This window comes from Hoylesella timonensis S9-PR14 (genome assembly GCF_000762405.1).
Lineage (GTDB): Bacteria > Bacteroidota > Bacteroidia > Bacteroidales > Bacteroidaceae > Prevotella > Prevotella timonensis_A.
The window spans coordinates 1-10,050 of the sequence record NZ_JRPQ01000059.1 but is presented as its reverse complement, the minus strand read 5'-3'; the positions used below and the strand labels follow the sequence as shown (position 1 = coordinate 10,050).

Annotated in this window: 11 protein-coding genes and 4 tRNA genes; 7 read left to right on the top strand and 8 right to left on the bottom strand. The window is 43.9% G+C overall.

Going from position 1 to position 10,050, the window contains the following annotated elements:
* The first annotated feature begins 341 nt into the window (after window positions 1-341).
* The 7 genes from rlmD to HMPREF9304_RS02815 all read left to right on the top strand — a co-directional run bounded on the left by rlmD (window position 342) and on the right by HMPREF9304_RS02815 (window position 6,340).
* Window positions 342-1,760 carry a 23S rRNA (uracil(1939)-C(5))-methyltransferase RlmD gene (rlmD, locus tag HMPREF9304_RS02845; RefSeq protein WP_036926292.1) on the top strand — a complete coding sequence of 473 codons (1,419 nt, stop codon included), beginning with the start codon at window positions 342-344 and terminating at the stop codon, window positions 1,758-1,760.
* 26 nt (window positions 1,761-1,786) lie between these two features.
* On the top strand, window positions 1,787-2,818 hold the full coding sequence (locus HMPREF9304_RS02840; RefSeq protein ID WP_036926291.1) for a type I asparaginase: 1,032 nt from the start codon (window positions 1,787-1,789) through the stop codon (window positions 2,816-2,818).
* Window positions 2,819-2,941: 123 nt separating this feature from the next.
* Window positions 2,942-3,805, top strand: coding sequence for a sigma-70 family RNA polymerase sigma factor (locus HMPREF9304_RS02835; RefSeq protein WP_025072528.1), 864 nt, complete (start codon window positions 2,942-2,944; stop codon window positions 3,803-3,805).
* A 170-nt stretch (window positions 3,806-3,975) separates the two neighbouring features.
* Window positions 3,976-4,506, top strand: a complete 531-nt coding sequence (locus HMPREF9304_RS02830) for a hypothetical protein (RefSeq protein ID WP_036926294.1) — start codon at window positions 3,976-3,978, stop codon at window positions 4,504-4,506.
* A 96-nt stretch (window positions 4,507-4,602) separates the two neighbouring features.
* Entirely contained in the window at window positions 4,603-5,502 is a 900-nt protein-coding gene (locus HMPREF9304_RS02825) for a hypothetical protein (protein WP_036926290.1), read from the top strand.
* A 44-nt stretch (window positions 5,503-5,546) separates the two neighbouring features.
* Window positions 5,547-6,041 (top strand): S24/S26 family peptidase, encoded by a 495-nt coding sequence (locus HMPREF9304_RS02820; protein WP_036926288.1) that lies wholly within the window; start codon window positions 5,547-5,549, stop codon window positions 6,039-6,041.
* A gap of 32 nt (window positions 6,042-6,073) precedes the next feature.
* On the top strand, window positions 6,074-6,340 hold the full coding sequence (locus HMPREF9304_RS02815; protein WP_036926287.1) for a PqqD family protein: 267 nt from the start codon (window positions 6,074-6,076) through the stop codon (window positions 6,338-6,340).
* Between the two features lie 80 nt (window positions 6,341-6,420).
* Here HMPREF9304_RS02815 and HMPREF9304_RS02810 read toward each other — a convergent pair whose 3' ends face one another.
* The 8 genes from HMPREF9304_RS02810 to HMPREF9304_RS02775 form a co-directional block, all read right to left on the bottom strand.
* Window positions 6,421-7,020: a 4'-phosphopantetheinyl transferase family protein gene (locus HMPREF9304_RS02810; RefSeq protein WP_036926286.1), complete on the bottom strand. Its 600-nt coding sequence runs from the start codon at window positions 7,018-7,020 to the stop codon at window positions 6,421-6,423.
* A gap of 3 nt (window positions 7,021-7,023) precedes the next feature.
* Window positions 7,024-8,367: a gliding motility-associated protein GldE gene (gene gldE, locus HMPREF9304_RS02805; protein ID WP_036926285.1), complete on the bottom strand. Its 1,344-nt coding sequence runs from the start codon at window positions 8,365-8,367 to the stop codon at window positions 7,024-7,026.
* Window positions 8,368-8,379: 12 nt separating this feature from the next.
* On the bottom strand, window positions 8,380-8,799 hold the full coding sequence (locus HMPREF9304_RS02800; protein WP_036926284.1) for a single-stranded DNA-binding protein: 420 nt from the start codon (window positions 8,797-8,799) through the stop codon (window positions 8,380-8,382).
* Between the two features lie 28 nt (window positions 8,800-8,827).
* On the bottom strand, window positions 8,828-9,382 hold the full coding sequence (locus tag HMPREF9304_RS02795; protein WP_036926282.1) for a hypothetical protein: 555 nt from the start codon (window positions 9,380-9,382) through the stop codon (window positions 8,828-8,830).
* Window positions 9,383-9,409: 27 nt separating this feature from the next.
* Window positions 9,410-9,482: transfer RNA gene (locus HMPREF9304_RS02790), tRNA-Gly, on the bottom strand.
* Window positions 9,483-9,507: 25 nt separating this feature from the next.
* A tRNA-Leu gene (locus HMPREF9304_RS02785) sits at window positions 9,508-9,591 on the bottom strand.
* A gap of 26 nt (window positions 9,592-9,617) precedes the next feature.
* A tRNA-Leu gene (locus tag HMPREF9304_RS02780) sits at window positions 9,618-9,699 on the bottom strand.
* 47 nt (window positions 9,700-9,746) lie between these two features.
* Window positions 9,747-9,819 (bottom strand) — tRNA-Gly (locus HMPREF9304_RS02775).
* Window positions 9,820-10,050: the final 231 nt, after the last annotated feature.

The following is a 10,050-nucleotide window of genomic DNA, read 5'->3' as shown; positions in this document are numbered from 1 at the left end:
TGCCTATTGATTTTTTCTATTTTGAAGATTTTAGATGACCGTTTTTTGGTAAAATGATAGGACAAAAGCAAGAGCATATTTTTACCAAAAATAGAAAAAAAGTAGCGCTTTGATGGTATGAAAATTGGGTTGGCAAAACATGAAACGGCTCAGGGATAAAATGTCATTAGATGGAGGGTTGAAACCAAAGAATAAAGATGGTTTTTCATCCTAAGCAACCGCTCTTTAATGATGGAGCCGTGTCTCGCATTCCACATTTCTTACACATTCGCATAGAAACCTGCCCAATTGTTTGGTAATTTACTGAATTTGCTGTAATTTTACCTGTTCAAAAAAGCAAGATGTCAAGAAAAAAGAAACCATTACCCATCCTCGAAGGAGTAACCATTACAGATGTAGCTGCTGAGGGCAAATCACTGACACGTGTCGATGACATGGTGGTCTTTGTTCCCTTTGCCGTTCCGGGCGATGTTGTCGACCTGCAAGTACGTAAGAAAAAGCATCACTATTGTGAAGCAGAGGTGGTGCGATTTATAAAATATAGTGAGCGTAGAGCAAAACCCGTGTGCCAACATTTTGGCATTTGTGGCGGGTGCAAATGGCAAAATTTGCCGTATGAGGACCAGCTTAAGGCAAAACAAAAGCAAGTACACGACCAGTTGACACGCATTGGAAAGGTGGAACTGCCCGACTTTCGCCCTATCTTGGGGTCTGAAAAAATCTACGAATACCGCAACAAGTTAGAGTTTAGTTGTTCCAACAAGCGGTGGCTCACCAAGGAAGAAGTGAACAGTGGTGTACAACTTGACCACAAAAACGCCATTGGTTTCCACATCACGGGTGCCTTCGACAAGATTTATCCTATCGAGAAATGCTGGCTCATGGATGACCTATGCAACCAAATCAGAAATGAGATTCGCGACTATGCCTTGAACAATGGCATCAGTTTTTTTGATGTAAGGGAACAGACAGGCCTCTTGCGAGATATAATGATTCGCAATTCCAGTACTGGAGAGTGGATGGTGCTCGTGCAATTCAAGTTCCAAGAGCAAGGAGATGAGCAACGAGCACACGACTTGTTGCAGCACATCGGCGACCGTTTTCCGCAAATTACATCGCTGCTCTATGTGAACAACCAAAAATGCAACGACACCTTCAGCGACCAAACGGTAGAAGTGTTCAAAGGCAAAGACCACATCACGGAGATGATGGACAAGCTACAGTTCAAGGTAGCAGCCAAAAGTTTCTACCAAACCAATACCCAGCAAGCTTTTCACCTGTATGAAGTGGCACGCCAACTGGCGCAACTCACAGGAAAAGAGTTGGTGTACGACTTGTATACCGGTACAGGTACGATAGCTAACTTCGTGGCACGCCATGCCCAACAGGTGATTGGCATTGAATATGTGGAGGATGCTATTGCCGATGCCAAGGCGAACTCGAAGTGCAACGGCATTGAGAACACCTTGTTTTATGCTGGAGACATGAAGGACATCCTGACCGATGAGTTCGTGAAGCAGCATGGGAAACCCGACGTCATCATCACCGATCCACCACGAGCAGGGATGCACCCTGACGTGATACAAACCATTTTGAGAGCTGCCCCCAAGCGTATTGTCTATGTAAGCTGTAACCCTGCCACGCAAGCGCGCGACTTGGAAGTGCTGAACGAACAGTATCGAGTAGAGGCGGTGCAGCCAGTGGATATGTTTCCACACACGCCACACGTGGAAAATGTGGTGCTGTTAGAGCAACGATAACACACACCTAATATAAATCTAAGAATATGAGAACAAACAAAGTATTGCTCATTTACACCGGTGGTACTATTGGCATGGGCAAGAACGCACAGACAGGCGCATTGGAACCGCTCGACTTTCGTCACCTCGTAGAGAACGTGCCAGAGTTTGATTTGCTACAGACCGATGTAGGAATATATCAGTTTGACCCACCCATCGACTCCAGTGACATGGATCCTACCATGTGGGCAAAGTTGGTCAATATTATCAGCGAAAATTACAACAAGTATGACGGCTTCGTGATTTTGCATGGTACAGACACGATGTCGTACACGGCGTCGGCACTTTCGTTCATGCTTGAAAACCTTACCAAGCCTGTCATTCTTACAGGAAGTCAGCTACCCATCGGTGAGCTAAGAACGGATGGGAAAGAAAATCTGCTGTCGAGCCTTGAACTGGCATCAGCCCATCGTGAAGACGGAACAGCCATGGTACCAGAGGTGTGCATATACTTCAGCGGCAGACTACTACGAGGCAACCGAAGTACCAAGCAGAATGCCGATGGTTTGGATGCTTTTGAGTCCTTCAACTTTCCTCACTTGTGCAATGCAGGAGTGAACTTCAATTTTCAAGAACATCACATCTTAAAGCCCGACTTCTCAAAGCCAATGGTGCCACATACACAACTCGATTCACATGTAATGGTGTTCTCGTTGTTCCCAGGCTTGGAAGAAGAAATCTTCAAACCTATCCTGCAAGTCCCCACCTTGCGAGGCATCATCATGCGAAGCTATGGAAGTGGGAACGCCCCACAACGAAACGGACTCACACAACTGCTTCACGAAGCTTCCAACCGTGGCATCATCGTGGTGAACATCAGTCAATGTATCTCGGGTTATGTAGAGATGACGCGCTACGACACAGGCTATCAACTGAAAAATGCTGGTGTCATTAGCGGATACGACAGTACGGTAGAGGCTGCCATTACCAAACTGATGTACCTGCAAGGGAAGTACGATGACCCACAAATCATTAGCCAAGAAATGAACCGTTCGATAGCTGGTGAGATTACACGGTAAAAACAAAGAAAGGACAAGTGCAGAAGGTTGGTGTGCGAGGAACATACTTTTTATGACTAAAATTTGTTCAGTTACACAAAAACCATTACATTTGCAACAACCATCAAATTGGTTCAGGCTAAAATGAGACAACTGAAAATCACAAAATCCATTACCAACCGAGAGAGTGCTGCCTTGGACAAGTATCTCCAAGAGATTGGACGTGAGGACTTGCTCTCGACCGAAGAAGAAATAGAGTTGGCACAGCGCATCAAAAAAGGCGATAGAAAAGCCCTTGACAAACTGACAAAAGCCAACCTGAGGTTTGTGGTGTCGGTTGCCAAACAATATCAGAACCAAGGTCTTAGCTTGCCCGACCTCATCAACGAAGGCAACTTAGGGCTCATCAAAGCCGCAGAAAAGTTCGACGAGACTCGAGGTTTCAAATTCATCTCTTACGCTGTTTGGTGGATTCGACAAAGCATTTTGCAAGCCATTGCCGAGCAAAGTCGCATCGTCCGACTGCCTCTCAATCAGGTTGGCTCGGTGAACAAAATCAATCAGCTACAAAACAAATTTGAACAAGAGTTTGAGCGACGTCCCAATTCGAGTGAAATTGCCGAAAGAATTGATATCCCAGAGGACAAAGTCATTGATGCAATGAAAGCCAATGGGAAGCACGTCTCAGTAGACGCCCCATTCTCGGATGGCGACGACAACAGTCTGATAGACGTTCTGCCAGACAGCGATATCCCCATGGCGGACAATGAGTTGGTGATGGAATCGCTTAGAAAAGAGATTGCGGATGCACTGCATACCCTGAACGAACGCGAACGTAACGTGATTGAATGCTTCTATGGCATCAACCAACCAGAGATGACTCTCGAGGAAATTGGCGACCGCTACGGACTCACACGTGAACGAGTAAGGCAGATAAGGGAAAAGGCATTGCGAAAACTTCGTAAGAATACAAAAAACAAACAACTCAAATCGTATTTAGGAAGATAAGGATGGTCAGTGCTATCCTGTAACAGAAGGATAATCAAGTAACGGAGCCTGCGAGAAAACTTTATCATAACAACAACACTTTTGAGGCAGACAGGCACGCTCAAGCGATGCAACAAACTGCTAAAAGAGGAATGATAGGAGGCACGCTCCCATTCAACGTAACAACAATAATGAACATTAGAAAACTCTTACCACTATTCATTGCCGCCCTTTTCGCAATGAATAGTCATGCAGACAACCGCCCTATGGGGGCGCACATCTTTGGATTTGCCACTTCGTTTAATGATTCTACAGTGTATCTCACAGAGATACAATATGTTGACTCTGCCTATATTGGCAAATCTAATTTTCTCTTTAGTCGTGAAAACTACTCCTATCAACTTCAGAACTATTTGAAGTCAAAAGGAATTGCCAACCCTACTTGCGTCACGATCTTTGCCAAAAAGCAAAAGAATATCGAGAAGAAATATCTAAAGATGCGTAAGCGTTACGAGAAAAAAGGCACGTATCAAATCAAATTTATACCGCTACAAGACTTTCTATACACAGGCATCATGCCACAAGAAAGCGATTTGAATCGGGAAAAAATAGCTAAACAAAAGGCGAAAGCCGAAATGAAAGAAGCAAAAAAGGCAAAGAAAGAAGCCAAGCGTAAGCGCAAAGAAGCAGCACGAAAAGCTGCAACTCAAACCACGAAGTAGGGAGACTTTACAAGTTTCCCACGACCTTTGATGATGACACGAAACGATAGTGACATCGTTGCGTCTTTCTTTCACACTCAACCACTCATTTGACGGATGAAATATCAAAGCTATTATTATTGCATTGCCAACCACTATTTGAGCATCAACTTTGAATGTTCACAGAAGAATAGTCCCCAACTGATTCCCTCTTATTTACCGTTTCAATGTCCCAAGCCACCTGCAGATCAACCGCTACTCCTTGAGCTTTATGTGAATGACGAGTTGAAAGCTGCCAAGAAAGAGGAAAAAGAACTGATAAGAAACTTTGAGACTGGCAACGGTGACACCATTGTTGAAAAGTTGAAGCGAGGTGGCTATCAATACATCATCAAGAACACGAATAAACGTGACTGCTGTCTGTTACAGACAGATAAACAGTTCTACCGTTTCGATTGCGCCCTCAATGGTCATTACAACATGCGTAGATATGGCATCAACAATGCCATCATGATGGCTTTTGCCTATGCAGCCAGCAAATACAACACCTTACTGATTCATGCGTCATTGGTGAGACAAAACGGCTATGGCTATGCCTTCACTGCCAAAAGTGGCACAGGCAAGAGCACACAGGTAAGCATGTGGCTGCGCTATCTCAAAGGTTGTGACCTGATGAACGATGACAATCCTGCCATACGCATCATTGATGATGAAGTTTTCATCTATGGAACTCCTTGGAGTGGTAAGACACCTTGTTATCGAAACATCAAAGCCAAGCTGGGAGCAATCACCCAAATCGACAGAGCTTTGACCAATAGCGTCGAACGCCTCTCGCCCATCAATGCGTTTGCAATATTGCTCACCTCCTGCTCTGGCATGCGGTGGGACAAAGATGTCAATAATAATGTATGTAACACAGTTACACGTATCATCGAATTGACACCGATATATACACTGCACTGTCTTCCAAATAGGGAAGCAGCAGAGATATGCAACCATGCCATTGCTCGAAAATAAGAGCGTGAACCATTTTGACAAACTCCGCTATTCGTCCCAATTTCATGCAACCATCCGTACAACCAAAGACATCACCCACGAAGCTCTTCCTTGCTAACAGTGCCTTTATTCCAGAAGTTATCAAACTCATTGAAGATGGACATACCGTGACTATCGACCTAAGAGGCTACAGTATGCGCCCTTTTTTGGAAAACGAACGCGACAAGGGATTGATAGGAAAGCCACCACGTCCATGGAAAGTGGGCGATGTTGTCTTGGCAGAAGTACAAAAAGGGACTTATGTCATCCACCGTATCATAAAAATGGAAGGCGCACAAGTAACCTTGCGAGGGGATGGAAACATAGGGGTAGAACGCTGCACTGTTGACCAACTCAAGGGTTTCCTTTTGGGTTTCTATCGCAAAGGGCGCACTCAACTTGATGCCACCAATGGACTGAAGTTCAGAATTTATTCGAAAATATGGATGGCACTCTACCCTATTCGTCGCTATCTCTTAGCAGCATACAGAATATGGGTTCACTATTTTGGACCATTATAAATCATTAAATAAGCAACAAGCAAAACGAAAATATGAGAACAAAACCAGGTTTCCAACTCCGTAATATATGTGGAGAGCAAATCCTCACTGCAGAGGGTAAAGAAAATATTGATTTCACACACATCGTAGGCATGAATGATTCGGCTGCCTATCTATGGGAGAAGATTCAAAACCGTGAATTTACGATTGACGATTTAGTCGACCTTCTCATGGAAGAATATAATGTGGACGCTTCTTCTGCACGCAAAGATGTTGAAGTGTTGATACAGCGATGGACAGAAGCAGGCATTTGCGAGTAGTCTTTGGGCGCATTCAAATACGATAAAGAAGGTACAGCTGTCGATGCGAGAAATACGCGAAGCCCTTCGTTTTCAAGAGTTTATTCCTCCAAAGCATACGTCAGCACATAATCGGATGTAACCACATAGTTCACTGGGAGCACAGTTCCGGCTTTCAAGTTGTCTACCTCAACCTTGCCATGGGCTGTTGCGGTAAAAGGATGTAGTCGCATTTCGCTATACTGCAAATGCTGTGAAGAATAAAATTTGAAGGCTGTTTCTTTCGCGCTCCAGTGTATCAACTGGTCTTCCACCTTGCTTGCGCTTTCATCAGACCGTAGGAAGCGCGAGACAATCCTACTCACACGGTCACTCATATACTCGATGTCTACAGCCACAATGCGAGACTTGCTGAGGATAATGGCAGCGAAACCGTGCGTATCACTGATGCTGATTTGATAGTTTTCCAACAAAGGCTTGCCGTTCGTATCGTGTGAAATCCATACGTCTTGCTTGCCTGTCATGGCGTAAAGGAGCGCATAGACAGCGAGTTTTTGTCGCTTTCTTTCTATTGAGTGATAGGATTCAACCGTTTTCTCCAAATGTGGAAAACGCTGTAACAACGTCGTTACTGGCTCTTCTATCTTCCAAATACCCAACTGAACATCTGCAGAAAGCGGTATGATTGACAACACTGCCATGCTTTAGTTTTCTTCTGAAGGTTGAACAGGTTCACGATGAATCACCACTTTTATCTTACTGATGCGTCGCTCTTCTATCTCAAGAATCTCGAAGGTATAATTCTTATAATCAACTTGTTCATGCAAATGCAAGAAATCTCCTTTGATTTCCAGGAGTAAACCTGCCAATGAGTCAGCATCACCTTGCACATCCTCAAACTCATCGTCATTGATAGACAACAATTTGCAGAAGTCAGAAAGCAAGGTCTTCCCTTCAAAAACATACGTGTTCTCATTGAGTTTGGTGAAAGGTTTCTCGTCTTCATCGTACTCGTCATTGATTTCTCCGACAATTTCCTCTAAGATATCCTCCATCGTTACCAACCCACTGGTACCACCAAACTCATCGACCACAATGGCAATGTGAATTTTGTTTTCCTGAAATTCACGCAACAAGTCATCAATCTTTTTCGTTCCTGGCACGTAATAAGGCAATCTCATAAGGCTTTGCCAGCGAAACGTTGTTGGCTTACCAAGATGTGGCAACAGGTCTTTAATGTATAACACGCCTCGGATGTTGTCGTTGTTTTCCTGATAAACGGGAATTCTGCTATAATTATTCTCTTTAATACATTGCAACACCTCCGCAAACTTGGTCTTAATATCGAGCGTAAGCATGTCCTGACGTGGTGTCATAATCTCTTTCGCTGTCTCGTCTCCAAAGCGTATAATGCCTTTCAGCATGCTCTGTTCTTCTTTGATATCTTCCTTATCTGTGAGTTCCAACGCTTGTTCTAAGTCGTTTACGCTCAAAATATGATTTTGTTTTTGCAACATACGCTCTGCAATCATCCCACTTTTGAGCAGGACATTCTCAATTGGCCAGAAGAGTTTGCGAAAAATCAAAATGCCATCAACACTCCTGCGACAAAACTTGAGCGGGTTTTGTCGACTATACACTTTCGGCATAATTTCGCCAAAAAGCAACAAGAGGAATGTCAACAGCACCGTAATCATGAGGAATTGCAACCAATAAGCCGATGGTCCAAAGTGCACCAGTGACCCAAATACATAGTTGCAGAGCATGATAATGGTTACATTGACAAAGTTGTTGGTTATCAATATGGTTGCCAAAGTACGCTGACTGTCTTCGCGCAATAGTTCTATTTTCTTGTCGCGCACGTTTTTCTCACTGTCCAAAGCAGCGATGTCCGTGGGTGTAAGACTAAAAAATGCAATTTCCGAACCACTGGCAAAGCCCGATAACAGTAGCAAGAGTGCAGCAAGAATAGCCGCAAAGATAACTCCTACCGACGGAGATTGCAGGTAAACGTCTGAAAAAGATTGTGTGATAAAGGAGAAATCCAAGACTATATCAAATTAGAAAGGAACCTTTGAGAGATCGTCCGCAGCTGTAGAAGTCGTCTCCGTTGTCTGCGTTTCCGACGGTTTTTGTTGTGAAGAAGTTACATTTTTAGGAGTTAACATCTCCATGTTGTCCGCCAATATCTCGGTAACATAGCGCTTGATGCCTCGTTGGTCATCGTACGAACGATAGCGTATGCGACCCTCTACATAGAGTTTATCGCCTTTGTGAACGTATTTCTCCACGACTTTTGCCAGTCCACGGTAAAAAACAATCGTGTGCCAATCTGTATGATCAGGCACTTGAGTACCGTTCTGAAGGGTATATCCTCGCTCCGTAGTGGCAAGTGTGATTTGTGCAACAGCCTGATCTGCTTCAAAATATCTCACATCGGGGTCTTTACCGACATTACCAATCAACATAACTTTATTCATAGCTTGACAATTTTTTTAGCACGACGGATTATTTCCACATGCCTAAGTACTTAAAACGAAAGCTTTTACCTTTTGAAGAGGGGAACTGTGAACGTGCGTCAACCCTTTCCTTCAAATAATCCACAACCCGATTATAACAGTCCTGTCCAGAGTTTGCCTTGCAGCGTGCCACAAAGTGTGTATCTCTGTATTCGTGCTTTCCCGTTGCAGGAATCATGACCACTCGCTTAAAATCCAACACGCCCTCGTACCAACCTTCTTGAGTTTTGGTGAGTCGTGTCATCACGTTGGTGGTCAAATCGCGCTTATCTGTCACGTTTTGAGGCGCATTATTGGGATGTAACGCCTTTTTCTGCTTGAAGTCAATCATGGTTTCTGCGGTCGTTTTGATAATAATAAAGTAGATGCGCGGGCGAACCTTATAACGTTTCGGATAGAACACATCACTCGACACATAGTCTCGAATGTCGCTCTCTAACACAGCATCAACATCAATTTCAGAAATGGAACGTAAAAAATCTAAAGCTTCTTCAACATTATATACTAATGCTTCTTTATCAAAATATCGGATGTATAAATTCATTGATAAGTATGTTTCTCTAAAAAAAAGAGCGGCAAACGAGACTCGAACTCGCGACCCCAACCTTGGCAAGGTTGTGCTCTACCAACTGAGCTATTGCCGCATCGTACCGTAAGAACAACAAAAAGTGAAGAGGAGGAGACTCGAACTCCCACGAAACAATTTTCACTACCCCCTCAAAGTAGCGCGTCTACCAATTCCGCCACCTCTCCATTCTTGTTTTTTCTGAATAAAACAGTGCCCAGAACAGGACTCGAACCTGCACGTCGTGAAACACACGCACCTGAAACGTGCGCGTCTACCAATTCCGCCACCTGGGCAAGTGAGAGATAAAAAGCGTATCTCCGTTTTGGTTTATTCAGAAAAGAGCGGCAAACGAGACTCGAACTCGCGACCCCAACCTTGGCAAGGTTGTGCTCTACCAACTGAGCTATTGCCGCATCATCCCTCTAAAGGGGCATTTCCCTAAATGCTGTGCAAAGGTAATATTTTTTTCTGATAGCGCAAACAATTCATCATTTTTTTTCAAAAATGCCTCAAATTTTACCTTAAGGCTGGTTCTATAAATTAGCTTTGTTAGATTTTGAGCTTATTTTTGAGGTCAAAATGCAAGAGAGTGAAGGAGTGTAGCGAGCTACACGACTGAACGAACTTACATTTTGAACCAAAAA

Coding starts and splice junctions, on each gene's coding strand:
- rlmD (WP_036926292.1), top strand. CDS start 342: ATGTCAAGAAAAAAGAAACCATTACCCATCCTCGAAGGAGTAACCATT.
- HMPREF9304_RS02840 (WP_036926291.1), top strand. CDS start 1,787: ATGAGAACAAACAAAGTATTGCTCATTTACACCGGTGGTACTATTGGC.
- HMPREF9304_RS02835 (WP_025072528.1), top strand. CDS start 2,942: ATGAGACAACTGAAAATCACAAAATCCATTACCAACCGAGAGAGTGCT.
- HMPREF9304_RS02830 (WP_036926294.1), top strand. CDS start 3,976: ATGAACATTAGAAAACTCTTACCACTATTCATTGCCGCCCTTTTCGCA.
- HMPREF9304_RS02825 (WP_036926290.1), top strand. CDS start 4,603: ATGAAATATCAAAGCTATTATTATTGCATTGCCAACCACTATTTGAGC.
- HMPREF9304_RS02820 (WP_036926288.1), top strand. CDS start 5,547: ATGCAACCATCCGTACAACCAAAGACATCACCCACGAAGCTCTTCCTT.
- HMPREF9304_RS02815 (WP_036926287.1), top strand. CDS start 6,074: ATGAGAACAAAACCAGGTTTCCAACTCCGTAATATATGTGGAGAGCAA.
- HMPREF9304_RS02810 (WP_036926286.1), bottom strand. CDS start 7,020: ATGGCAGTGTTGTCAATCATACCGCTTTCTGCAGATGTTCAGTTGGGT.
- HMPREF9304_RS02800 (WP_036926284.1), bottom strand. CDS start 8,799: ATGAATAAAGTTATGTTGATTGGTAATGTCGGTAAAGACCCCGATGTG.
- HMPREF9304_RS02795 (WP_036926282.1), bottom strand. CDS start 9,382: ATGAATTTATACATCCGATATTTTGATAAAGAAGCATTAGTATATAAT.